Raw genomic sequence first — 23463 nt, 5'->3', positions numbered from 1 at the left:
TGTGCGCCCCCTGCGGGGGGGCGCGCCCCCGGCCGCGGGGGCCGGCTGCGCCCCCCCCCCCCCCGCGGGGGGGGCCCCCGCCCGCGCCGGCCCCCCCCGCCCCTCCGTCACCGCACGCGCGGGCGCGGGCCCACGGACGTCAGTTGTGGCCGAACTTCTTCTGCTTGCTCTTGTGCGCCATGTCCATCGGACTCGGCGCCTGGGCCATCGGCTCCGACGAGGACTCCGCCGAGCTCTTCGCCTGGTCCGGCGCGGACGAGCGGGCCTGCTGCTTCGACGGCTGCTTCTGGTTCTTGTTCTTGGCCATGGTGGAGCCTCCGTGAGGGTCGAGGGGCCAGGACGCCTTCACACTCACACAACGCCAGAAACCGCGCATTTTGGATCATTACTGCGTGTAGCCGAGGTCCCCTTCCGTGTGCCCTTCCGTGTCCCGCGTGAGATCCGCCACGCCGATGATCGAGTTCCGGCCGTCAACACCCTTGCGGTCGGGCAGACTCGGGGAATATCCAGAGGACCCCCACGGAAGAGGGTGGAACGCGTGGACCGCTGCGTCGTCCTGGTGGACGCCGGCTATCTGCTGGGCGCCGCCGCCAGCCTTCTCGCAGGGGAGCCCTCACGCTCCCGCATCACCGTCGACCATGCCGCCCTCATCCAGGGCCTGCGCGAGCGGGCCGAGGCCGACACCGAGCAGCCGCTGCTGCGCATCTACTGGTTCGACGGCGCACCCGACCGGGTGCCGCAGCCCGAGCACCGGCGGCTGCGCGTCATGCCCCGCGTCACCGTCCGCCTGGGCGCCCTGACCCGGAGCGACGGCCGCTGGGCGCAGAAGGGCGTCGACGCCGCCATGCACGCCGAGCTCACCGAACTGGCCCGCAACCGCGCCTGCTCCGACGTCGTGCTGGTGACGGGAGACGGCGACCTGCTGCCCGGACTGATGTCCGCCAAGGAGCACGGGGTGGCCGTCCACCTGTGGGCCGTCCAGGCCGCCGACGGCGACTACAACCAGTCCGAGGACCTCGTCGCCGAGGCCGACGAGCGCCGCGTGCTGGACCGTGCCTGGATCACCCGCGCCGTACGGGCCAGGGAACTCGCCGGACTGTGTTCTCCGCCGCCCGCCCCGCGCCCCGACATCGCCGCCATCCTCTCCGCCCCGCTGCCCGAGGCGGCGCTCGCCGAGGCCGCCCGCAACGGCACCGCCGCCGGGGAGGAGCGGCAGGACGGCGTACCGGTACCCCCGCCCGCCACCGCCGGGGGCAAGACCGTACCCACCCCCAAGGACCTCGCCGGCTCGCTGCGGGCCCCGGGGCAGCAGAGTGCCGGGCCGGCCGGAGCCAACGCCGGTCAGCCCCCGGCCGGCAGCGCCTTGCGCTGGTCCTCCGACAAGGGCTGGATCGACCGCGCGGGGCCGCTGGGTGAACCGGCCGAGACCGCCTCCCTCCCCACCCTCGCCCAGCTCACCAGCGCCGAGCAGCGCTGGGCGGACCGCGAGGAGGACATCACCACCGTCGGCGGCGACCCCTTCGAGGTCGGGCAGGTGTTCGCCCGGCGCTGGATGGAACGGCTCCCGGAGACCGTGCACCTCCAGAAGCTCGCCACGATGTACCCGCGCATCCCGCACCGCATCGACGGGGAGCTGCTGCGCTACGCCGCCCGGTTCGGGCTCCTCGCCCACAAGGACGACCAGATCGACGAGCACGACCGGTACGCCATCCGCGCCGGGTTCTGGCGGGAGATCGACGTCCGCGCGGCCGCCGAGCACGTGGCCGCCGTACCGGCCGCCCCGCCCGGAACCGGCCCTTCCGAGCCCGGAGCCGCGACGGCCCCGTCGGCCCCGGCGGCCGAGTAGGGGCGGGAACCCCGTAGGCTGCTCCCTCGTGAGCACGGGCACAGCACAGGCGGAACCCCGCGGGAAGCGCGGCACGGCAGCAGCCGCGGAAGCGGCCTCCGACGTGGTCTGCGCGGTGCGTGACCTGGTCAAGACCTATCCGGCGGTACGCGGTCGGCGCGGGGCCCCCGCCCTGCCCGAGACCCGCGCCACGGACGGCGTCCACCTCGACGTGCGGCGCGGCGAGATCTTCGGCCTCCTCGGCCCCAACGGCGCCGGAAAGTCCACGCTGGTCCGCCAGCTCACCGGGCTGATGCGGCCGGACGCGGGCACCGTGACCCTCCTCGGCCACGACCTCGTACGCCACCCCGGGCGGGCGGCCCGGCTGCTCGCCTACCTGGGGCAGGAGTCCACCGCCCTGGACGAACTCACCGTGTCCCTGGCCGCCGAGACCACCGGCCGGCTGCGCGGGCTCGACGTCCGCTCGGCGCGGGCCGCGCGCGACCGCGTACTGGACGAGCTCGGGCTGACCGAGATCGCCGGGCGGCCGCTGAAGAAGCTCTCCGGCGGACAGCGCCGCCTGGCCTGCTTCGCCGCCGCGCTGGTGGGGGAGCGCCCCTTCCTGGTCCTCGACGAGCCCACCACGGGCATGGACCCGATCGCCCGCCGGGCCGTCTGGTCGGCCGTGGACCGGCGGCGCGAGCGCCACGGCGCGACCGTCCTGCTCGTCACGCACAACGTCATCGAGGCCGAGACCGTCCTCGACCGGGTCGCCGTCATCGACCAGGGCAAGGTCATCGCCTGCGACACGCCGTCCGGGCTGAAGGCCAAGGTCTCCGGAGAGGTCCGCCTGGAGCTGGTGTGGCGCTCCGCCCCGCCGCTGGAGGTGCCGGAGGTCGCGGCGCTCGCCCCGTCGGCCGCCCAGTCCGGGCGCCGCTGGGTGCTGAGGCTGCCGCCGGAGGAGGCGCGGGCCGCGGTGGCCGCCGTCACCGGCGGGCCGGCCTTCGCCGCCCTCGACGATTTCACGCTGGCGACGCCGAGCCTGGAGGACGTCTACCTGGCCCTGGGCGGGCGGATGAAGGGTCTGGTCAAGTCGTGACTACCACTGCCGGGGACGCCGTGCGCGTCCCGGCCGAGGCCGTGTGCGCCCCCGCCGAGCTGGCGCCGAAGGCACGGTTCTTCCCCGCGCTGGCCGCCGTGTACCGGGCGCAGCTGTCCCGGGCGCGGGTGGCGCGCATCCCGCTGCTGTTCGTGGCCACCTTCCAGTCCGTCGGCATCATGATCCTGATGCGGGGCGTCGTGGACGGCGGCTCGGAGGCGCGGGCCGTCGTGGCCGGCTCCTCGGTGCTCGTCGTCGCCTTCGTCGCGCTGAACCTGCTCGCGCAGTACTTCGGGCAGCTGCGGGCCGGCGGCGGACTCGACCACTACGCCACCCTGCCGGTGCCGCCCGCCTCGGTGGTGCTGGGCGCCGCCGCCGCCTACGCCTCGTTCACCCTGCCGGGCACCCTGGTCACCGCCGTCTTCGGCTGCGTGCTCTTCGGGCTGCCGATGGGCGGGCTGTGGATCCTCGCCGCCGTGGTGCCGCTCGCCGGGGCCGCGCTGGCCGGGCTCGGGGCGGCCCTGGGGCTGCTCGCGCCGCGGCAGGAGCTGGCCACGCTGGCCGGGCAGCTCGGCATGTCCGCGGCGCTGCTGCTGGGGGTGCTGCCGCCGGAGCGGATGCCGGAGGTCATCGTGTGGGCGCGGGACCTGCTGCCGTCCACGTACGGGGTGGAGGCGTTCGCCCGTACCTTCGCGGCGGACCCCGACTGGGCCGTGGTCCTCTTCGACCTGGGCGTGTGCGCCGCCGTCGGCGTGCTGTCGCTGGCCCTCGCCACCTGGGCGTACCGCCGGGCGGCGGTCCGCTGAAGCCGGTGCCGGGCTTACCTGGCACGATGTGGGGGTGACCGAAGCCGTGACCCCGCCCTCCCCCTTCGACCCGCCGTCCCCGCCGCCCCGCAAGGCCGGCTGGGGCGACGCCGCCGTCACCCCGGCGGACGTCCGCGACGGCGCCGCCGTGGCCCTCGTGGTCGGTGTGGCCGGAGTGCTCCTCGGACTGCTGTGGGCGTGGCTGGCGCCGCGCGCGCAGTACGTCTCCAACGGGGAGGCCGTGTTTTTGCGGAACTCCGAGAGCGAGGCCCGGATCGGGGCCGACGGCACGTTCTTCCTGCTGGCGGCCGCTCTGGGCGTGCTGAGCGCCGTCGGCGTGTTCCTGTGGCGCCGGGCCGGCGGCGTGACCCTGGTGATCGGCCTGGCGGTCGGGTCCTGCTTCGCCGCGCTGGTGGGCTGGCGGCTCGGCCTGTGGCTGGGCCCGTCCGCGGACCTGGTCACCGCCGCGCGGCAGGCCGGCAAGGGGGTCCCGTTCGACGCGCCGCTCCAGCTGCTGGCGCACGGGGTGCTGCTCGCGTGGCCGATGGCCGCGGTGCTCGTGCACCTCGGGCTGACGGCCCTGTGGTCCCCGCACGACCCGGAACCGCTGCCGGAGTGGGCCGCCGCGCAGTACCCGCCGCCGCACGTCCACGCCGATCCGGCCGCGCCGGAGCCCCCGCGGGGCTGACCTCGCGCGACCCCCGCGGTCAGGCGCGGGCGATGGGGGCCAGGACGGCCCCCGTCAGAGCGGCCAGGTCCGCGGGGGTCAGCTCGACCTCCAGGCCCCGGCGGCCCGCCGACACGCAGATCGTGGCGCGGTCCGAGGCGGAGGCGTCCAGTACCGTGCGCAGCCGCTTGCGCTGCCCCAGCGGCGAGATGCCACCCCGGACGTAACCCGTCGTACGCTCCGCCAGCGCCGGATCGGCCATCGCCGCCCGCTTGCCGCCGACCGCCGTCGCCAGTGCCTTCAGGTCCAGGGAGCCCGACACCGGCACCACGGCCACCGTCAGGACCCCGTCCACGTCCGTGACCAGCGTCTTGAACACCTGCTCCGGCGACACGCCCATCGCCTCGGCGGCCTCCTCGCCGTACGAGGGGTGCGCCGGGTCGTGCGCGTACGCGTGGGTGGCGAAGGTGATCCCCGCCGCCGTCAGGGCCACGATCGCCGGGGTGCCCGCCGGCTGCGGCTTCTTCTTCGCCATCGGTCCGGGGCCGCCGTCAGTTCGGGCTCGTCGGGGAGCGGGTCAGGTCCACCGCCGGCAGCGACGGGAGGTGCCGGATCACCGCGGTCTCCGCGCGCAGCAGCTTCAGCTCCTCCGCCAGCCGCGTCGCCGTGTCCGGGGCCTGGAGCAGCCGCTGCTTCGCGGGGATGTCCAGCACCGCCGCCGCGGCCACCAGGTAGGAGACCACCGACGGTTCGTCGGGGAGGTCCGCGCCCGTCAGGGACCGCTCGCGGGCTCCGGCGAGGCGCTTCTGGTAGGCGCGGAAGGCCCGCAGGACCCCCTCGGCCAGGGCGCCGGCGCCCTCGCCCGCGTCCTCGGGGAGCTCTTCCAGCTCCGCCGTCAGGTAGGGACCCGAGGAGTCCACGGACACCAGGCGGACCCGGGTCGTGCCGGTCGCCAGGACCTCGAAGCTGCCGTCCTCCCGCTCCCGGATCGTCGCCGCGTCCGCGATGCAGCCCACCCGGTGGAACGCCTGGATCGGGTCCGCGCCGAAGCCGGCGGCCGGTCCCCGCTCGGGAAGGGCCGTCTGGTCGGGGAGGCCGGGCGCGGTCGGCGCCACCTCCCGGCCGTCGCGGATCGCGACGACCGCGAACCGGCGCGGCTCGGACTCGTCCGTCTTCAGCAGCTCGCTCATCATGGCGCGATAGCGCTCCTCGAAGATGTTCAGCGGGATGACGAGTCCCGGGAACAACACCGAGTTCAGCGGGAAGAGGGGCAGGCGAACGGTGGTCACGAGGCACAGGGTAATGGCCACGGACCCGGAGCCGTCACCCCCGCCTCAGCAGGCGCGACGCGCCCGCGGCCACCGTGGTGGCCAGGATCCAGCCCAGGATGACGAGGGCCGCCGCGCCCCACTGCCAGCCGCCCTCCACCTTCCAGTGCCCCTGCTGGCCGAGATCGATCACCGGCAGCAGGAGGTCGAGCGCGTACAGGGCCGCGTTCCAGTCGGGGTGCTCGTCCGCCTTGATCGGGGGCGGATCGTGCTGGGAGAACACCAGCGCGCCCGCCGCCCAGAGGACCACCATCCACAGCGCGGCCCGACCCGGCCGGTACCCGTAGACCACCGTCCAGTCCTGGAGGTACCCCCAGGCCCGCGCCGCCGGCGGCAGGGTGGTCCGGCGGCGGCGCTGTTTGGCCAGCAGCACCTGACGGGCGTCGGAGTCCTCGCCGCCGGCCCGCAGCACCGCGGCGAGCCGCTCGTACGGGTCCGGCGAGTACTCGGGGGTGGCCGCCTCCACCCAGGCCAGGCGCCGGGCGAGAGGGAAGTGGCCGCGGGGGGCGAGGGTCTCGTAGACGAAGCCCTCGATGGCGAGGCCGCCCGGGCCCGGCCAGCTGGTGGAGGTGTCGACCAGCTTGACCACCTTGGCCCCCGACACCACGACCCGCCCGCGCTCCGGCCGCTCGCCGACGAAGCGGAACTCGGGGGTCTGGATCCGGCGCAGCGATATCTCCTGCTCCTCGGTGAGGAGGAAGCGGGAGCCGTAGAAGTCGATCGCGTCGCCGAAGCGGCCGTCGTCCAGCCGCAGCCCGCCCCGGCACTCGAAGCGCTGCTGGCGCCGTCCGTTCGGCGGCATCAGGCCCAGCCCGTACGGGGGAGTGGAGGAGTTCGAGCCGGGCACGTGGTCCAGCGCGATCGAGGTCAGGTACAGGGTCCGCTCGACGGTCAGCTGCGGGGCGTTCAGCGCGAAACGCCCGTACGGATTGCGCAGGCGGGCCCCGCGCAGGTTCATCGACACGCCGACCTTCGCACCCCGCAGGCTCACCTCGCCGTACGTCTCCAGCATCTCGCCCTGGAAGTCCTGCGCGACCGACATGCCGTCGGCGACGACGGCCCGGCCCTTGTTGTCGCGCTGCACCACCGCCTGGCTGATCAGCAGGTCGGTGCCGATCTGCGCGTCGGTCAGCCGGATGCCCCGGGCCACCCGGCAGCGCGGCAGGTGCAGGTCTCCCTCGGTGTGCAGCCGGGCCGCCTCCAGCCGCGGGACCGCGCAGTTGACCAGGCGCAGCGTGCCGAAGCGGGCCTCCGAGAGCTGGATCTCACCGTCGAACCGGCAGGACTGGAGCTCCACGTACGGGGCCACGGCGCCGCCGGACAGGTCGAGCCGCCCCGTGATCCGGGCGCCGCGCAGCTTGAGCGAGGCCACCCGCCCCGGCACCGGAGACGGCCCGTGCAGCAACAGCAGCGCCACCACGTCGGCGCGGACGGCCCGCTCGGGCCCCCAGACGCGGTCGGCGTGCGGATCGTCCTCGTCGGCGGCCCGCGCGCTCAGGTCGCAGACCGCGCCCGTACGGAACGCCTCCCACATCCGTAGCTCGGGACCGCTGAGATCCGCCGGCGCTTCGCCCGGGCGTGCCTCGGCCATCGCGGTCCCCCTCCGCCGTCGCTGCGTGTAGGGGAACGCTAACGGGCGCCTGTGACACCCGGGGCGTGTATCAGCCAGTGATACAGGCGAACGGTGCCGCTGGGCGGTCTGAGAGAATTGGGGGGTGATCTCTCGTATCGACCTGCGCGGCGACTCCCTCCCCGAGGGGGGCGCCCTGCGCGATCTGCTGCCCCGTGCCGAGTTCGACGTGGAAGCCGCCCTGGAGAAGGTGCGGCCCATCTGCGAGGACGTCCATCATCGCGGCACGGCGGCGCTCATCGAGTACGCGCGGACGTTCGACGGGGTCGAGCTCTCGCAGGTCCGGGTACCCGCCGAGGCCCTCGCCGCCGCCCTGGATCAGCTGGACCCGGCCGTGCGCGCCGCCCTGGAGGAGTCGATCCGGCGCGCCCGGATCGTGCACCGCGCACAGCGCCGCACCGAGCACACCACCCAGGTGGTCCCCGGCGGAACCGTGACCGAGAAGTGGATTCCGGTGGATCGCGTGGGGCTGTACGCCCCGGGCGGCCGCTCGGTCTACCCCTCCTCCGTCGTCATGAACGTCGTCCCCGCGCAGGAGGCCGGCGTCCCGTCGATCGCCCTCGCGTCCCCGCCCCAGAGGCCCGCCTTCGACGGGGACCCCTTCGGGGGCCTGCCGCACCCGACGATCCTCGCCGCGTGCGCCCTGCTCGGCGTGGACGAGGTGTACGCCGTGGGCGGCGCCGTGGCCGTCGCGATGTTCGCGTACGGCACCGAGGACTGCCCGCCGGTCAACATGGTGACCGGCCCCGGCAACATCTGGGTCGCCGCCGCCAAGCGCTACTTCACCGGCCGCATCGGCATCGACACCGAGGCCGGGCCGACCGAGATCGCGGTCCTCGCCGACTCCACGGCCGACCCCGTGCACGTCGCCGCCGACCTGATCAGCCAGGCCGAGCACGACCCGCTGGCCGCCGCCGTCCTCGTCACCGACTCCGAGGACCTCGCGGCCGCGGTCGAGAAGGAGCTGGAGCCGCAGGTCGCCGCGTCCAAGCACATCGAGGACCGGATCAAGCCGGCACTCGCCGGCCGCCAGTCCGCGATCGTGCTGGTCGACAGCCTGGAGGACGGCCTCAAGGTCGTCGACGCGTACGGCGCCGAGCACCTGGAGATCCAGACCGCCGACGCCGCCGCCTGGGCCGCCCGCGTCCGCAACGCCGGCGCGATCTTCGTCGGTGCCTGGTCCCCGGTCTCGCTGGGCGACTACTGCGCCGGATCGAACCACGTGCTGCCCACCGCGGGCTGCGCCTGCCACTCCTCCGGCCTGTCCGTGCAGTCCTTCCTGCGCGGCGTCCACATCGTCGACTACACGCGCGACGCCCTCGCCGAGGTGACCCACCACGTGGTGGCCCTGGCCGAGGCCGAGGACCTGCCCGCGCACGGCGCCGCCCTGAAGGCGCGCTTCGAGTGGAAGGTCCCCCAGCGGTGACCGCCGACCTCGGCATCGACGACCTGCCCGTCCGCGACGAGCTGCGCGGCAAGACCCCGTACGGCGCCCCGCAGCTCGACGTGCCCGTCCAGCTCAACACCAACGAGAACCCGTACGGCCTCCCCGAGGAGCTCGTCGCGCGGATCGCCGAGCGCGTGGCCGACGCCGCCCGCACCCTCAACCGCTACCCCGACCGGGACGCCGTCGAGCTGCGCACCGAGCTGGCCGCCTACCTCACGCGCACCGGCAAGCACCCGGTCGCCCGGGAGAACGTGTGGGCCGCCAACGGATCCAACGAGGTCCTCCAGCAGCTGCTGCAGACCTTCGGCGGTCCCGGCCGCACCGCGATGGGCTTCGAGCCCTCGTACTCGATGCACGCGCTGATCGCCCGCGGCACCGGTACCGGCTGGATCTCCGGCCCGCGCCGGGAGGACTTCAGCCTGGACGCGGAGGCCGCGGAGCGGGCCGTCGCCGAGCACGCCCCCGACGTCGTGTTCATCACCTCGCCCAACAACCCCACGGGCACCGCGGTCGGGGCGGAGACCGTCCTGGCCCTCTACGAGGCCGCCCAGGCCGCCAAGCCCTCGATCGTGATCGTGGACGAGGCGTACGTGGAGTTCAGCCACCGGGACTCGCTCCTGCCCCTCATCGAGGGCCGGCCGAACCTCGTGGTCTCCCGGACCATGTCCAAAGCCTTCGGCGCCGCCGGACTGCGCCTGGGCTACCTCGCCGCGCACCCCGCCGTCGTGGACGCCGTCCAGCTGGTGCGCCTGCCGTACCACCTGTCGGCCGTCACCCAGGCGACCGCGCTGGCCGCCCTGGAACACACCGACACCCTGCTCGGCTACGTCGAGCAGCTCAAGGCCGAGCGCGACCGGCTCGTCACCGAGCTGCGGGGCATCGGCTACGAGGTCACCGAGTCCGACGCGAACTTCATCCAGTTCGGCAGGTTCCCGGACTCCCCCACCGCATGGCAGAAGATCCTCGACCGGGGCGTCCTGGTCCGGGACAACGGCGTGCCGGGCTGGCTGCGGGTCACCGCCGGCACCCCGGCCGAGAACGACGCGTTCCTGGAAGCGGTTCGCGCACTGAAGAAGGAGCAGCAGGCATGAGCCGCATCGGACGGGTCGAGCGCACCACGAAGGAGACCTCGGTCGTCGTCGAGATAAACCTCGACGGAACCGGCAAGGTCGACGTCTCGACGGGCGTGGGCTTCTACGACCACATGCTCGACCAGCTCGGCCGCCACGGCCTCTTCGACCTCACGGTCAAGACCGAGGGCGACCTGCACATCGACAGCCACCACACCATCGAGGACAGCGCCCTCGCCCTCGGCGCCGCCTTCAGGCAGGCCCTCGGCGACAAGGTCGGCATCTACCGCTTCGGCAACTGCACCGTGCCGCTCGACGAGTCCCTCGCCCAGGTGACCGTCGACCTGTCCGGCCGCCCGTACCTCGTGCACACCGAGCCCGAGAACATGGCGCCGATGATCGGCGCGTACGACACGACGATGACCCGGCACATCTTCGAGTCCTTCGTCGCGCAGGCCCAGATCGCCCTGCACATCCACGTCCCGTACGGCCGCAACGCCCACCACATCGTGGAGTGCCAGTTCAAGGCCCTGGCCCGCGCCCTGCGCTACGCCGCGGAGTTCGACCCGCGCGCGGCCGGCATCCTGCCCTCCACGAAGGGCGCCCTCTAGCCGTGAACGGCCTCAACACCATCCTGATCGTCCTCGGCCTCTTCCTGGCCGGCGGCGTCTACTCCTTCCAGAAGCAGAAGATGCCCAAGTCGGTCATCATCCTGCTCGCCATCAGCTCCGCGATGTGCCTCGCCGCCGGAGTCCTGCGTATCCAAGGGATCTGGGAATGAGCACGGCCGGACCCACCAAGAAGGTCGTCGTCTTCGACTACGGCTTCGGCAACGTCCGCTCCGCCGAGCGCGCCCTCGCGCGCGTCGGCGCGGACGTGGAGATCACCCGCGACTACGAGCGGGCGATGGACGCCGACGGGCTCCTCGTCCCCGGCGTCGGAGCCTTCTCCGCCTGCATGAAGGGCCTCAAGGACGCCCGCGGCGACTGGATCATCGGCCGCCGGCTCTCCGGCGGCCGCCCGGTCATGGGCATCTGCGTCGGCATGCAGATCCTCTTCGAGCGCGGCATCGAGCACGGCGTCGAGACCGAGGGCCTCGACGAGTGGCCCGGCACGGTCGGCCCGCTCAAGGCCCCGATCGTCCCCCACATGGGCTGGAACACCGTCCGGGCCCCGGCCGACAGCCAGGCTTTCGCCGGCCTGGACACCGACGCCCGGTTCTACTTCGTGCACTCCTACGCGGCGCGCGAATGGAGCCTGGAGGTCACCAACCCCGCCATCCGCGCCCCCCGCGTCACCTGGGCCACCCACGGCGAGCCCTTCGTCGCGGCGGTGGAGAACGGGGCCCTGTGGGCCACCCAGTTCCACCCCGAGAAGTCCGGCGACGCCGGAGCGCAGCTCCTCACCAACTGGATCGAGACCCTCTGATGCCCGTGTCCTCAGCGAAGCTGGAACTCCTCCCCGCGGTCGACGTCCGCGACGGACAGGCCGTCCGCCTCGTGCACGGCGTCTCCGGCAGCGAGACCTCCTACGGCTCCCCGCTGGAGGCGGCCCTCGCCTGGCAGGCCGCCGGCGCCGAATGGCTCCACCTGGTCGACCTCGACGCGGCCTTCGGCACCGGCGACAACCGCGCCCTGGTCGCCGAGATCACCGGCGCGATGGACATCAAGGTCGAGCTGTCCGGCGGCATCCGCGACGACGTCTCGCTCGCCGCGGCCCTCGCCACCGGCTGCACCCGCGTCAACCTCGGCACCGCCGCCCTGGAGACCCCCGAGTGGGCCGCCAAGGCCATCGCCGACCACGGCGACCGCATCGCCGTCGGCCTCGACGTCCGCGGCACCACCCTCAAGGGCCGCGGCTGGACCAGCGAGGGCGGCGACCTGTACGAGGCCCTGGCCCGCCTGGACTCCGAGGGCTGCGCCCGCTACGTCGTCACCGACATCGGCAAGGACGGCACGCTCACCGGCCCCAACCTGGAGCTGCTGAAGAACGTCTGCGCCGCCACCGACCGGCCCGTCGTGGCCTCCGGCGGCATCTCCTCCCTGGACGACCTGCGGGCGCTCTGCGAGCTGGTCCCGCTGGGCGTCGAGGGCGCGATCGTCGGCAAGGCCCTGTACGCCAAGGCCTTCACCCTGGAAGAAGCCCTGAAGGTGGTCTCCGCATGAGCTCCGACTCCGTACGCCGCATCTCCTCAGGCGGCGCCTACGAGGACGTCATCGGCTACTCCCGCGCCGTTCAGCTCCCGAACGGCCTGGTCCTGGTCTCCGGGTGCACCGCGGCCGACGCCGGCGGCCCGTACGACCAGACCATCGGCGCCTTCGGCGTCGCCTTCAAGGCCCTCGCCCAGGCCGGGCTCGGCCCCGAGCACGTGGTCCGCACCCGCCTGTACCTCACCCACGCCCGCGACGTGGAGGAGGTCGGCCGCGCCCACAAGGAACTGCTCGACGCCGTCCGGCCCGCCGCCTCCATGATCATCGTGTCCGGGTTCGTCGACCCGGGCATGGTCGTCGAGGTGGAGGTCGAGGCGTACGGCCCGGTCCCGGCCGGTGCCGGCGCCGCGACCGGGTCCGGGGAGGCGTCGGCATGACGCTGGCCGTACGCGTGATCCCCTGCCTGGACGTGGACAACGGCCGGGTCGTCAAGGGCGTCAACTTCCAGAACCTGCGCGACGCCGGCGACCCGGTGGAGATGGCCAAGCTGTACGACGCCGAGGGCGCCGACGAGCTGACCTTCCTCGACATCACCGCGTCCTCCGGCAACCGCGAGACCACCTACGACGTGGTGCGCCGCACCGCCGAGCAGGTCTTCATCCCGCTGACCGTCGGCGGCGGCGTCCGCACCGCGGACGACGTGGACAAGCTGCTGCGGGCCGGCGCGGACAAGGTCGGCGTGAACACCGCCGCCATCGCCCGCCCCGAGCTGATCCAGGAGATCGCGGAGCGCTTCGGCCGGCAGGTCCTCGTCCTGTCCGTCGACGCCCGCCGCACCGCCTCCGGCTCCTTCGAGGTCACCACGCACGGCGGCCGCAAGGGCACCGGCATCGACGCCGTCGAGTGGGCCCACCGGGCCGCCGAGCTGGGCGCCGGGGAGATCCTGCTGAACTCGATGGACGCGGACGGCACCAAGGACGGCTACGACACCGAGATGATCGCGGCCGTACGCCGGCACGTGACCGTCCCGGTGATCGCCTCCGGCGGCGCGGGCAGCCTCGCGCACTTCCCGCCGGCCATCGCGGCGGGCGCGGACGCGGTGCTGGCCGCGTCGGTGTTCCACTTCGGCGACCTGCGGATCTCCGAGGTCAAGACGGCCCTGCGCGAAGCGGGCCACCCGGTCCGCTGACCGTTCCGCGACACGCCCGGCCCCGGTGGCCCCGCCCGACGGGCGGGGCCACGGGTCGTCACAGGCCCAGTTCCGCCGTGGTCAGTTCCGCGACCGCCGTCTTGTCCCCGTCCAGGGACACCGCGGCGGAGCCCTGGCGGCCGAAGCAGAACAGCGTCAGCTCGCCCGGCTCACCCGTCACCGTCACCACCGGTACGCCCTTGCGCGCCACCGCCGTGCGGCCGTCGGGCCGCCGCAGGACCAGCCCCACCGGCGAGCGCCGCCCCGTCAGGCGGGCCAGCTTCTCCAGCCGGGACCACAGGGAGTCCGAGAACACCGGGTCCAGCTCCCGCGGCGACCAGTCGGGCTGCGCCCGCCGGACGTCCTCCGCGTGCACGTAGAACTCCACCGCGTTCGCCGCCTCGTCGATCTGCTTCAGCGCGTACACGGAGAACTTCGGCGGGCCGGTGCGGATCAGCCGGACGAGCTCCTCGTACGGCTTGGCCGTGTACTCCTCCATCGTCTTGTCCAGCCGGGCCTTCAGCGCGTTCAGCAGCAGCCCGCCCGCCGCGTCCGGCCGCCGCTCGCGGACCACGACGTGCGCCGCGAGGTCCCGGCACGTCCAGCCTTCGCACAGGGTCGGCGCCTCCGGGCCGGCCGCCTCCAACAGGTCCGCCAGCAAGAGGCGTTCGCGCTTCGCATGGGTAGACATGCGGGCCAGCCTACGGCCGGAACCCGCCTTGTGCCCGCCCATCAGGCGGACAGTGATCCGTACCGGCGCCCGCCGCCCGGCACAATGGCCGCATGGTTACGTCCCCCCGCCCCGGCAGCCTCGACCCCGCCATCGCCGCGCGCCTCAAGCGTTCCGCCGACGGCCTGGTACCGGCCATCGCCCAGCAGTACGACACCGGTGAGGTGCTCATGCTCGGCTGGATGGACGACGAGGCCCTGCACCGCACCCTGACCACCGGCCGCTGCACCTACTGGTCGCGCAGCCGTCAGGAGTACTGGGTCAAGGGGGATACTTCCGGCCACTTCCAGCACGTGAAATCCGTCGCCCTCGACTGCGACGCCGACACCGTGCTCGTCAAGGTCGACCAGGTCGGAGCCGCCTGCCACACCGGCACCCGCACCTGTTTCGACGCCGACGTCCTTCCGACCGCCGCAGCCGAGAACAGGTAGGTTCGCACCGCCATGGATCTTGAGACGTTCCGCAAGCTCGCGGCCGACCGCCGCGTCATCCCCGTGAGCCGCAAGCTGCTGGCCGACGGGGACACCCCCGTCGGGCTCTACCGCAAGCTCGCCGCCGAACGCCCGGGGACCTTCCTGCTGGAGTCCGCCGAGAACGGCCGCTCCTGGTCCCGCTACTCCTTCGTCGGCGTCCGCAGCGACGCGACCCTGACCGTCCGCGACGGGGAGGCCCACTGGATCGGCACCCCGCCCGTCGGCGTGCCCACCGGCGGCGACCCGCTCGACGCCCTGCGCGCCACCGTCGAGGCCCTGCACACCCCCCGCGATCTCGCCGGCGGCATGCCGCCCTTCACCGGCGGCATGGTCGGCTACCTCGGCTACGACATCGTGCGCCGCCTGGAACGCATCGGCGAGCACACCCGGGACGACCTGGAACTGCCCGAGCTGACCATGCTGCTCACCTCCGACCTGGCGGTCCTGGACCACTGGGACGGCACCGTCCAGCTCATCGCGAACGCCATCAACCACAACGCCCTCGACTCGGGCGTGGACGAGGCGTACGCCGACGCCGTGGCCCGCCTCGACGCGATGGAGGCCGACCTCTCCCGCCCGGCCCCCTACACGCCCGCCCCGCTGCCCGCCTCCGAGCTGCCCGAGTACTCCGCGCTGTGGGGAGGCGAGAAGTACCAGGCCGCCGTCGAGGACATCAAGGAGCGCATCCGCTCCGGCGAGGCTTTCCAGGTGGTGCCCTCGCAGCGGTTCGAGACCCCCTGCCACGCCTCCGCGCTGGACGTCTACCGGGTGCTGCGGGCCACCAACCCGTCCCCGTACATGTACCTCTTCCGCTTCGAGAACGGCTTCGACGTCGTCGGCTCCAGCCCCGAGGCCCTGGTCAAGGTCGAGGACGGCCGGGCCATGGTCCACCCCATCGCCGGCACCCGCCACCGCGGCGCCACCCCGCAGGAGGACCACGACCTCGCCGAGGAGCTGATGGCCGACCCCAAGGAGCGCGCCGAGCACCTCATGCTCGTCGACCTCGGCCGCAACGACCTCGGCCGGGTCTGCGAGCCGGGCTCCGTCGAGGTCGTCGACTTCATGTCCGTCGAGCGGTACTCGCACGTCATGCACATCGTGTCCACGGTCACCGGCCGCGTCGCCGAGGGCAAGACCGCCTTCGACGTGCTCACCGCCTGCTTCCCGGCCGGCACCCTCTCGGGGGCGCCGAAGCCCCGGGCCATGCAGATCATCGAGGAGCTGGAGCCCTCCCGGCGCGGCCTGTACGGCGGCTGCGTCGGCTACCTCGACTTCGCCGGGGACTCCGACACCGCCATCGCCATCCGCACCGCGCTGCTGCGCGACGGGACGGCGTACGTCCAGGCGGGCGCCGGGGTCGTCGCCGACTCGGTGCCCGAGCTGGAGGACGCGGAGTGCCGCAACAAGGCGGCCGCCGTGCTCCGCGCGGTGGGAGCGGCGAACCGCCTCCACGGCTCCTGAGGGCGTAGGGGATAGTGGGGTACGTGAGTGCCGTACCCCCGCCCCGAAACGATTCCGCCGCCGAGAGCGCCGACGGCCCCGAAGCCGACGGAGCCCCCGGCTCCGCCGACGCGTCCGCACCCGCCGCCGACGCGTCCGCCGACAGCCGGGGCGGCCGCCGCAGTGTGGCCGCCGCCCTGCTGCTCGGCGCCCTCGGCGCCACCGTCGTCCTCCTGGCCTCCGGCCGGACCTGGGCGCGCGGCACCGCCGCGGTCGGCGTGGACGCGCTGCCGCTCGCGGCCGACGGGCGGGACGTCACCGGCCTCCCCGCCGCCCTGGCCATCGTGGGCCTCGCGGCCCTGGTCGCGGTGTTCGCCGTGCGCGGCCGCAGCCGGCTCCTGGTGTCCGGCCTGCTGGCGCTCAGCGGCCTGGGCGCGGCCCTGGCGGCCGTCCTCGGCGCCGACGGCCGCCAGGCCCTGGACGCGCAGGCTGCCCGTACGACCGCGGACACCGCCGCGCACGTGGCGGGCCTGACCCACACGGCGTGGCCGTACGTCACGGCCGCCGGCGCGGTCCTGATCCTGGCCGCCGGCCTGCTGGCGCTGCGCTTCGGCCGGAGCTGGCCTTCGATGGGCGGCCGCTACGAGCGTGACGGCAGCCCCCGAACCCGCAAGGCCGCGGCGATTGACCCGGACCGGCCCGAGGATCTGTGGAAGGCTCTGGACCGCGGCGAGGACCCGACCCGCTGAACGATCCCCCCGCGCGGTGCGGGACAATGACACCGAGCGTTCGACACAGCACGTGCGACAGAGCAACGAGGAGCAACTCATGGCGGGCACTAGCCACGGACACACCCCGGCCGCCTGGACCGGTGTAATGATCGCCTTCATCGGTTTCTGCATCTCCGGCGCCTTCATGGTGCTGGCGAACCCGCTCGGCTTCTGGGCCGGCCTCGTCGTCGTCGTACTCGGCGGTGTCGTGGGCATGGGGATGCGGGCCGCGGGCATGGGTGCGCCGAAGGCCACCCACCGTGATCTCGCCGAGGTCATCGCCGCGTCCAAGGTCCCGGCCAAGGTCTGAGGATCCGGCGCATCCGAAAGGCGCGGCCCGTCGGGCTGCGCCTTTTGTCATGAGCGGAGAGAATCAGCGCGTGGACGCCTCTCGCACCCCCGAACCCGTGCCCCCGCCGGTGGCGCGCGTACCGCCGCCCGGCGCACGGGCCTCCGCGGCCCGCCGGCTGGCCGCCCCGGCGCTCACCCTGGCCGCCGCCGTCGGCGCCTTCGCGTACGTGGGCGCCGTGGACCCCAACGAGCCCGGCCACTATCCGGTCTGCCCGCTCTTGCGGCTGACCGGGGTGCTGTGCCCCGGCTGCGGCGGCCTGCGCAGCGCGCACGCGTTCGCCCACGGCGATCTGATCACAGCTTTCGGGGCAAATGCCCTCGCCGTCGTCGGCTACTTCGCGTTCGCGGGATTCCTGGCCCTGTGGCTGGTTCGCGCCGTCCGCGGCGGGCCCGTCCCGACTCCCGTGCCGAAGCCGCTGCACTGGTGGGGTCTGGGCGTCGCGGCGCTGGTCTTCGCCGTCGTCCGGAACCTTTCCTTCGGCTCCGCCCTGGCGCCCTGAGGCCCGTACGCAGGGCAAATGAAGCCCGCATTCCGAATGTCCAGTTACTGGGACGGCGTCATCCGGGTGCCGAGCCGAGGCGTCCTGCGGATACCATTTGAGTGCCGACCTTGCTGTGGAACGTGTCTGCAAGGCGGCCGACCGTCATCGACCCGGAAGGGGGCCGCTCGCGTGAGTGTGCTCGACGAGATCATCGAAGGGGTCCGCGAAGACCTTGCCGAACGGCAGTCCCGCGTCAGCCTCGACGAGCTCAAGGAGCGTGCCGCCAAGGCGCCCCAGGCCAAGGACGGCGTCGCCGCGCTGCGCGGTGACAGCGTCAAGGTGATCTGCGAGGTCAAGCGTTCCAGCCCGTCCAAGGGCGCGCTGGCCGCCATCGCCGATCCGGCAGGGCTCGCCGCCGACTACGAGGCGGGCGGTGCGGCGGTCATCTCCGTCCTCACCGAGCAGCGCCGCTTCGGTGGCTCCCTGGCCGACCTGGAGGCCGTCCGCGCCCGCGTGGACATCCCGATCCTGCGCAAGGACTTCATCGTCACGGCGTACCAGCTCTGGGAGGCCCGTGCCTACGGCGCCGACCTGGCGCTGCTGATCGTCGCGGCCCTGGAGCAGGAGGCCCTCGTCTCCCTCATCGAGCGGGCCGAGTCCATCGGCCTGACCCCGCTCGTCGAGGTCCACGACGAGGAGGAAGTGGAGCGCGCGGTCGCCGCCGGCGCCAAGATCATCGGCGTCAACGCCCGCAACCTCAAGGACCTCAAGGTCGACCGCTCCGTCTTCGAGCGCGTCGTCCAGGAGATCCCGGCCCACATCGTCAAGATCGCCGAGTCCGGCATCCGCGGGCCGCACGACCTGATCGCCTACGCCAACGAGGGCGCCGACGCCGTCCTGGTCGGGGAGTCCCTGGTGACCGGCCGCGACCCGAAGTCGGCCGTGGCCGACCTCGTCGCCGCCGGCGCCCACCCCGCACTGCGCCACGGGCGGAGCTGACCCGTCCCGTGGCCCACGACCGCCCCTGCGTCCGCACCCGACCCGGCCTCCGCGGCCGGGCCGGAGTGCCGACGGCCCACGCGCCGCTGGCGCGCGGCTGCCGCCCTCGCGGCTGCCGCGCCCCGGCACGGCGCGTGCACGGGCGGCGGGTCCGGTACGTGATCGGCTCCGAACCGGGTCAGGTCAACGGCATGCGATGGCGGCGCACCAGCGCGCCGTAGACGAGGAACGCCGCGCGGCGAGTGCCGCGCCGGATCCCCGCTCGGCCCTGTGCCCCCGAGCCGCCGGCTCCGGGCACGGGCCGCTCCGTACCGTACGCACGCCACGCCCCAGCGGGGTTTGAGCGTCACGGGCGGGCGGCGCAATACGGTGAAGAGCACCCCGCCGCATCTCGCACCCCGTAGGAGCACTGGACATGTCCAGCGAGTTCTTCATTCCGGACCCGGAGGGTCACGTCCCCAACGCCGAGGGTTACTTCGGTGCCTTCGGCGGCAAGTTCATCCCGGAGGCGCTCGTCGCCGCCGTGGACGAGGTCGCCGTCGAGTACGAGAAGGCCAAGGGGGACCCGGCCTTCGCGGCCGAGCTCAACGAGCTGATGGTCCACTACACCGGCCGGCCCAGCGCCCTCACCGAGGTGCCCCGCTTCGCGGAGCACGCGGGCAACGCGCGGATCTTCCTCAAGCGCGAGGACCTCAACCACACCGGCTCGCACAAGATCAACAACGTGCTGGGCCAGGCGCTGCTCACCAAGCGCATGGGCAAGACCCGCGTCATCGCCGAGACCGGCGCCGGTCAGCACGGCGTGGCCACCGCCACCGCCTGCGCGCTCTTCGGCCTCGACTGCACCGTCTACATGGGCGAGATCGACACCCAGCGCCAGGCCCTGAACGTGGCCCGCATGCGGATGCTGGGCGCCGAGGTCATCGCGGTGAAGTCCGGCTCCCGGACCCTGAAGGACGCCATCAACGAGGCGTTCCGCGACTGGGTCGCCAACGTGGACCGGACCCACTACCTCTTCGGCACGGTCGCCGGCCCGCACCCCTTCCCGGCCATGGTGCGCGACTTCCACCGCGTCATCGGCGTCGAGGCCCGCCGCCAGATCCTGGAGCGCGCGGGACGGCTGCCCGACGCCGTCGCGGCCTGCGTCGGCGGCGGTTCCAACGCCATCGGCCTCTTCCACGCCTTCATCCCGGACGCGGACGTGCGGCTGGTCGGCTTCGAGCCCGCCGGCCACGGCGTCGAGACCGGTGAGCACGCGGCCACGCTGACCGCGGGCGAGCCCGGCATCCTGCACGGCTCCCGCTCGTACGTCCTCCAGGACGAGGAGGGCCAGATCACCGAGCCGTACTCCATCTCGGCCGGCCTGGACTACCCCGGCATCGGCCCGGAGCATTCCTACCTGAAGGACTCCGGCCGCGCCGAGTACCGCGCGGTCACCGACGACGCCGCCATGCAGGCCCTGCGGCTGCTGTCGCGCACCGAGGGCATCATCCCGGCCATCGAGTCGGCGCACGCGCTGGCCGGAGCCCTGGAGCTGGGCAGGGAACTGGGCGGGGACGGACTCATCGTGGTCAACCTGTCCGGCCGCGGCGACAAGGACATGGACACCGCCGCCCGCTACTTCGGCCTGTACGACGCCGACGGGGAAGTCGCCGAGAACGAGTTCTCCGAAGGGGACGACAAGTGAACGCCACCACCCCCGCCGGAACGGGAACCGGCACCGTCGACCTGCTCAGCGCGACCCTCGCCAAGGCGAAGGCCGAGGACCGGGCGGCCCTCGTCGCCTACCTCCCGGCGGGCTTCCCGACGGTCGACGGCGGCATCGAGGCCGTCAAGGCCGTCGTCGCGGGCGGCGCCGACATCGTCGAGATCGGTCTCCCGCACAGCGACCCGGTCCTGGACGGCCCGGTCATCCAGACCGCCGACGACATCGCCCTGCGCGGCGGCGTGAAGATCGCCGACGTGATGCGGACCGTACGGGAGGCCCACGCGGCCACCGGCGTCCCCGTCCTGGTGATGACCTACTGGAACCCCATCGACCGCTACGGCGTCGAGCGGTTCACCGCCGAGCTGGCCGCGGCGGGCGGCGCCGGCTGCATCCTGCCCGACCTGCCGGTCCAGGAGTCCGCCCTGTGGCGGGAGCACGCGGAGAAGCACGGTCTGGCGACCGTCTTCGTCGTGGCCCCCAGCAGCAAGGACGCGCGCCTGGCCACGATCACCGCGGCCGGCTCCGGTTTCGTCTACGCCGCGTCCCTGATGGGGGTCACCGGCACCCGCGAGTCGGTCGGCAACCAGGCCCAGGACCTGGTGACACGCACCCGCGCCACCACCGACCTGCCGGTCTGCGTGGGGCTGGGCGTCTCCAACGCCGTCCAGGCCAAGCAGGTCGCCGCCTTCGCCGACGGAGTCATCGTCGGCTCGGCCTTCGTGAAGCTGCTGCTGGACGCGCCGGACCTGCCGGCCGGGCTGGCCGGGGTGCGCGCGCTTGCGGCCGAGCTTGCGGAAGGCGTACGCAGGAGCTGACGCGGAGCGGTTTCCGGACGGGTTCTGTAGCCCGATCGGGTGGAAGTGGGGGCAGGGAGGCACGCGAGTGCCTCCCTGCTTCGTTTGGCCGAACGTGAGCGACAAGAACGACGGTGCGAACCGCGATGCGACGAAACGATCGGCCCGGGAGCGACTCCAGGAGGAGCGCCAGCGGGAGAAGGCCCGGGACAAGCGCCGGCGGACCCTCGTCGTGTCGGCGGCGGTGGTGGGCGTCCTCGGCCTGGCCGCCGTCGTCGGCCTGATCGCGGCCAACACCGGCAAGAGCGGCGGCGACAAGGCGGGCCCGGTGGTCGCCCCCTCGGGGGCCACCGGCAAGGACGCGCTCGCCATCCAGACGGGCAAGGGCGAGGCGAAGTCCACCCTCACCGTGTGGGAGGACTTCCGCTGCCCCGCCTGCAAGGGCTTCGAGGACCAGTACCGGGACGTCGTCCACGACCTGGAGGCCAAGGGCCTGCTCAAGGTCGACTACCACATCGTCACGCTCATCGACGGGAACATGGGCGGCAGCGGCTCGCTGAAGTCGGCCAACGCCGCGGCCTGCGCGCAGGACGCCGGCAAGTTCTCCGCGTACCACGACGTGCTCTTCCAGAACCAGCCGGAGGAGGTCGACGACGCCTTCGGCAAGAACGCCAGGCTGCTGGAGCTGGCGGGCAAGGTGGAGGGTCTGGACACCCCCGCGTTCCGGGCCTGCGTGGAGGAGGGCACCCACAACAGCTGGGTGGGCAAGTCGCAGGAGGCCTTCCGGGCGGGCAAGTTCCGGGGGACCCCGACCGTGCTCCTCGACGGCAAGGACATCTTCGCCGACCAGGCGAACCCGCTGACCCCGCAGAAGCTCAAGGAGAAGGTGGAGGCCGCGGGGAAGGGGACGGGCAAGGCCACGCCGTCGGCGGACCCGACCTCCGGCAGCGGCAGCGGTGCGGGCGCCGGCAGGAAGGCGGCCTCGCCGTCGGCCACGGCCTCGGGCGGCGGGTCGCGGACGGCCTCGAAGGGCGGCGCGGACGGTCCGTCCGCCGGCTCGTCCACCGGGTCCTCGAAGGGGCAGCCGAGCGGTACGTCCGGGGACTGAGCGACCGCTGGGCCGTGTGTGGATTTGGTTTCGGCTTGCCGGGTGGTTGCGGTCCGCACCACCCGGCAGGGTAGCGTCAGGTCTGCCATGGACATTGCTTACATCCCCAGCCCGTCGACCGGCGTGATCCACCTCGGACCGATCCCGCTGCGCGGCTACGCGTTCTGCATCATCGTCGGCGTCTTCGTCGCCGTCTGGCTCGGCAACAAGCGGTGGGTCGCCAGAGGCGGCAAGCCGGGGACGGTCGCGGACATCGCCGTGTGGGCGGTGCCGTTCGGGCTGGTCGGCGGTCGCCTCTACCACGTGATCACCGACTACCAGCTGTACTTCGGCGAGGGCCGCAACTGGGTCGACGCCTTCAAGATCTGGGAGGGCGGTCTCGGGATCTGGGGTGCCATCGCGCTCGGCGCGGTGGGTGCCTGGATCGGCTGCCGGCTCCGCGGGATCCCGTTGCCGGCCTGGGCCGACGCCCTGGCCCCCGGCATCGCGCTGGCCCAGGCCTGCGGGCGCTGGGGCAACTGGTTCAACCAGGAGCTGTACGGCCGGGCCACCGACCTGCCGTGGGCCGTCGAGATCAGCGAGGGCACGAACCGCGTCGCCGGCACCTACCACCCGACCTTCCTGTACGAGTCGCTCTGGTGCGTCGGCGTCGCCGTGCTGGTGATCTGGGCCGACCGCCGCTTCACGCTCGGCCACGGGCGGGCGTTCGCGCTGTACGTCGCCGCGTACTGCGTGGGCCGCGCCTGGATCGAGTACATGCGGGTCGACGAGGCGCACCACATCCTGGGCCTGCGGCTGAACGTCTGGACCTCGATCGTGGTCTTCGTCCTGGCCGTGGTCTACCTGGTGCTGTCGGCCAGGCTGCGTCCGGGCCGTGAGGAGATCGTCGAGCCGGAGACCTCCGGTGGCGCGAAGGACAAGGGCGGCGACCGGCCCGGGGCCGAATCCGGGGCCAAGGACGAAGCCGGTGCCGCCGACGCTGACGGTGACGCTGCGCCCGGGGCGAAGCCGGCCGGCGCGGCGGAGGCCGCCGCCACGGGGCCCAAGGCGTCCGTACTGACGAAGACCGAGCCCGCGGACACCGCGCGCGCCGCGGCCGCCGCCGAACCGGAGGGCGCCGTCACGGCGGACCCGCTGAAGGCGGAGCCGGCCGGGGGCGCGACCCCGGAGACAGGGAAGTCCTGACCGGAACGTACGGGGAAGGGGGGGCCCGCCCCCCCCGGGGCCCCCCCGCCGCGTTGCGCGCCGGGGGGCCGGGGGGGGCGCGCGGGGGGCGGTCAAGCCGGGCGGCCGCGGCGTCCGGGCGGCGGGGGGCCCGGCCCCCGCGGGCCCGGTCAGGCCGAGCCGAGGGTTCGAAGAGCTCGGGCGGCGATCTCGCGGCCGATCGGGAGCGAAGC

Annotated in this window: 27 protein-coding genes and 1 pseudogene; 23 read left to right on the top strand and 5 right to left on the bottom strand. The window is 73.6% G+C overall.

The features are described from left to right. Positions 1–139: 139 nt before the first annotated feature. A complete protein-coding gene (locus tag ABT106_RS22915; protein WP_351280333.1) occupies positions 140–307 on the bottom strand; it encodes a hypothetical protein in 168 nt (55 codons plus the stop codon). Between the two features lie 222 nt (positions 308–529). On the opposite strand from ABT106_RS22915, the gene ABT106_RS22910 reads away from it, so the two are divergent. From ABT106_RS22910 to ABT106_RS22895, 4 genes are read left to right on the top strand one after another with little or no spacing between them, the layout of a single operon-like run. Continuing rightward, the gene (locus ABT106_RS22910) at positions 530–1846 is read left to right on the top strand and encodes an NYN domain-containing protein (RefSeq protein ID WP_351280331.1); all 1317 of its coding nucleotides are present in this window, start codon (positions 530–532) and stop codon (positions 1844–1846) included. 28 nt (positions 1847–1874) lie between these two features. Then, positions 1875–2924 carry an ABC transporter ATP-binding protein gene (locus ABT106_RS22905; RefSeq protein WP_502979459.1) on the top strand — a complete coding sequence of 350 codons (1050 nt, stop codon included), beginning with the start codon at positions 1875–1877 and terminating at the stop codon, positions 2922–2924. Continuing rightward, a complete protein-coding gene (locus ABT106_RS22900; RefSeq protein ID WP_502979458.1) occupies positions 2921–3730 on the top strand; it encodes an ABC transporter permease in 810 nt (269 codons plus the stop codon). The genes ABT106_RS22905 and ABT106_RS22900 overlap by 4 nt, the downstream gene beginning before the upstream one ends. A gap of 34 nt (positions 3731–3764) precedes the next feature. Further along, the gene (locus ABT106_RS22895; RefSeq protein ID WP_351280328.1) at positions 3765–4418 is read left to right on the top strand and encodes a hypothetical protein; all 654 of its coding nucleotides are present in this window, start codon (positions 3765–3767) and stop codon (positions 4416–4418) included. A gap of 19 nt (positions 4419–4437) precedes the next feature. On the opposite strand, the gene ybaK is transcribed toward ABT106_RS22895, so the two are convergent. Genes ybaK through ABT106_RS22880 form a run of 3 tightly spaced genes read right to left on the bottom strand, consistent with a single transcriptional unit; the run spans position 4438 to position 7316 of the window. Further along, positions 4438–4932 carry a Cys-tRNA(Pro) deacylase gene (gene ybaK / locus ABT106_RS22890; protein WP_351280325.1) on the bottom strand — a complete coding sequence of 165 codons (495 nt, stop codon included), beginning with the start codon at positions 4930–4932 and terminating at the stop codon, positions 4438–4440. A gap of 16 nt (positions 4933–4948) precedes the next feature. Then, positions 4949–5686: an LON peptidase substrate-binding domain-containing protein gene (locus tag ABT106_RS22885; protein ID WP_351280322.1), complete on the bottom strand. Its 738-nt coding sequence runs from the start codon at positions 5684–5686 to the stop codon at positions 4949–4951. A 34-nt stretch (positions 5687–5720) separates the two neighbouring features. Next, entirely contained in the window at positions 5721–7316 is a 1596-nt protein-coding gene (locus ABT106_RS22880) for an oxidoreductase (RefSeq protein ID WP_351280320.1), read from the bottom strand. A gap of 124 nt (positions 7317–7440) precedes the next feature. On the opposite strand from ABT106_RS22880, the gene hisD reads away from it, so the two are divergent. Genes hisD through hisF form a run of 8 tightly spaced genes read left to right on the top strand, consistent with a single transcriptional unit; the run spans position 7441 to position 13211 of the window. Further along, positions 7441–8781, top strand: coding sequence for a histidinol dehydrogenase (gene hisD / locus ABT106_RS22875; protein WP_351280317.1), 1341 nt, complete (start codon positions 7441–7443; stop codon positions 8779–8781). After that, complete coding sequence (locus ABT106_RS22870) at positions 8778–9893, top strand: histidinol-phosphate transaminase (protein ID WP_351280315.1); 1116 nt, start codon at positions 8778–8780, stop codon at positions 9891–9893. Before hisD ends, ABT106_RS22870 begins: the two co-directional genes overlap by 4 nt. Further along, positions 9890–10483, top strand: coding sequence for an imidazoleglycerol-phosphate dehydratase HisB (gene hisB / locus ABT106_RS22865; protein WP_150520026.1), 594 nt, complete (start codon positions 9890–9892; stop codon positions 10481–10483). Before ABT106_RS22870 ends, hisB begins: the two co-directional genes overlap by 4 nt. A gap of 2 nt (positions 10484–10485) precedes the next feature. After that, positions 10486–10653, top strand: coding sequence for a CG2302 family histidine operon protein (locus ABT106_RS22860; RefSeq protein WP_267720948.1), 168 nt, complete (start codon positions 10486–10488; stop codon positions 10651–10653). After that, positions 10650–11300: an imidazole glycerol phosphate synthase subunit HisH gene (gene hisH / locus ABT106_RS22855; RefSeq protein WP_351280311.1), complete on the top strand. Its 651-nt coding sequence runs from the start codon at positions 10650–10652 to the stop codon at positions 11298–11300. The genes ABT106_RS22860 and hisH overlap by 4 nt, the downstream gene beginning before the upstream one ends. Next, positions 11300–12037 carry a bifunctional 1-(5-phosphoribosyl)-5-((5-phosphoribosylamino)methylideneamino)imidazole-4-carboxamide isomerase/phosphoribosylanthranilate isomerase PriA gene (gene priA, locus ABT106_RS22850; protein WP_351280309.1) on the top strand — a complete coding sequence of 246 codons (738 nt, stop codon included), beginning with the start codon at positions 11300–11302 and terminating at the stop codon, positions 12035–12037. Before hisH ends, priA begins: the two co-directional genes overlap by 1 nt. Next, the gene (locus ABT106_RS22845; RefSeq protein ID WP_351280306.1) at positions 12034–12459 is read left to right on the top strand and encodes a RidA family protein; all 426 of its coding nucleotides are present in this window, start codon (positions 12034–12036) and stop codon (positions 12457–12459) included. Before priA ends, ABT106_RS22845 begins: the two co-directional genes overlap by 4 nt. After that, complete coding sequence (hisF, locus tag ABT106_RS22840; protein WP_267720953.1) at positions 12456–13211, top strand: imidazole glycerol phosphate synthase subunit HisF; 756 nt, start codon at positions 12456–12458, stop codon at positions 13209–13211. The genes ABT106_RS22845 and hisF overlap by 4 nt, the downstream gene beginning before the upstream one ends. Before the next feature lie 58 nt (positions 13212–13269). On the opposite strand, the gene ABT106_RS22835 is transcribed toward hisF, so the two are convergent. Then, the gene (locus ABT106_RS22835; RefSeq protein WP_351280303.1) at positions 13270–13902 is read right to left on the bottom strand and encodes a TIGR03085 family metal-binding protein; all 633 of its coding nucleotides are present in this window, start codon (positions 13900–13902) and stop codon (positions 13270–13272) included. A gap of 92 nt (positions 13903–13994) precedes the next feature. Between ABT106_RS22835 and hisI the strand changes: the two genes are divergently transcribed. The 11 genes and pseudogenes from hisI (at position 13995) to lgt (ending at position 23251) form a co-directional block, all read left to right on the top strand. After that, entirely contained in the window at positions 13995–14372 is a 378-nt protein-coding gene (gene hisI, locus ABT106_RS22830) for a phosphoribosyl-AMP cyclohydrolase (RefSeq protein ID WP_351280301.1), read from the top strand. A 12-nt stretch (positions 14373–14384) separates the two neighbouring features. Then, positions 14385–15875 carry an anthranilate synthase component I gene (locus tag ABT106_RS22825; protein ID WP_351280299.1) on the top strand — a complete coding sequence of 497 codons (1491 nt, stop codon included), beginning with the start codon at positions 14385–14387 and terminating at the stop codon, positions 15873–15875. Positions 15876–15889: 14 nt separating this feature from the next. Next, positions 15890–16603, top strand: a complete 714-nt coding sequence (locus ABT106_RS22820) for a TIGR02234 family membrane protein (RefSeq protein ID WP_502979457.1) — start codon at positions 15890–15892, stop codon at positions 16601–16603. A gap of 79 nt (positions 16604–16682) precedes the next feature. Beyond that, complete coding sequence (locus ABT106_RS22815) at positions 16683–16934, top strand: HGxxPAAW family protein (RefSeq protein WP_351280294.1); 252 nt, start codon at positions 16683–16685, stop codon at positions 16932–16934. A gap of 49 nt (positions 16935–16983) precedes the next feature. After that, positions 16984–17475, top strand: coding sequence for a DUF2752 domain-containing protein (locus ABT106_RS22810; protein WP_502979456.1), 492 nt, complete (start codon positions 16984–16986; stop codon positions 17473–17475). A gap of 171 nt (positions 17476–17646) precedes the next feature. Then, positions 17647–18456 carry an indole-3-glycerol phosphate synthase TrpC gene (gene trpC, locus ABT106_RS22805; RefSeq protein WP_351280289.1) on the top strand — a complete coding sequence of 270 codons (810 nt, stop codon included), beginning with the start codon at positions 17647–17649 and terminating at the stop codon, positions 18454–18456. 8 nt (positions 18457–18464) lie between these two features. Then, positions 18465–18677 (top strand): tryptophan biosynthesis modulator TrpM, encoded by a 213-nt coding sequence (trpM, locus tag ABT106_RS32180; protein ID WP_502979455.1) that lies wholly within the window; start codon positions 18465–18467, stop codon positions 18675–18677. Between the two features lie 194 nt (positions 18678–18871). Further along, entirely contained in the window at positions 18872–20143 is a 1272-nt protein-coding gene (trpB, locus tag ABT106_RS22800) for a tryptophan synthase subunit beta (RefSeq protein WP_351280286.1), read from the top strand. Continuing rightward, the gene (trpA, locus tag ABT106_RS22795) at positions 20140–20979 is read left to right on the top strand and encodes a tryptophan synthase subunit alpha (protein ID WP_351280283.1); all 840 of its coding nucleotides are present in this window, start codon (positions 20140–20142) and stop codon (positions 20977–20979) included. Before trpB ends, trpA begins: the two co-directional genes overlap by 4 nt. Positions 20980–21073: 94 nt before the next feature. Further along, positions 21074–21865: pseudogene (locus tag ABT106_RS22790) on the top strand (DsbA family protein); the annotation flags it as partial. A 288-nt stretch (positions 21866–22153) separates the two neighbouring features. After that, complete coding sequence (lgt, locus tag ABT106_RS22785) at positions 22154–23251, top strand: prolipoprotein diacylglyceryl transferase (RefSeq protein ID WP_502979454.1); 1098 nt, start codon at positions 22154–22156, stop codon at positions 23249–23251. The last annotated feature ends 212 nt before the right edge of the window (positions 23252–23463 follow it).

The organism is Streptomyces sp. NPDC002044, from assembly GCF_040296725.1.
GTDB lineage: Bacteria > Actinomycetota > Actinomycetes > Streptomycetales > Streptomycetaceae > Streptomyces > Streptomyces antarcticus.
Note: the sequence above shows the minus strand (reverse complement) of the source record. Positions and strands in the feature narration are given on the sequence as shown.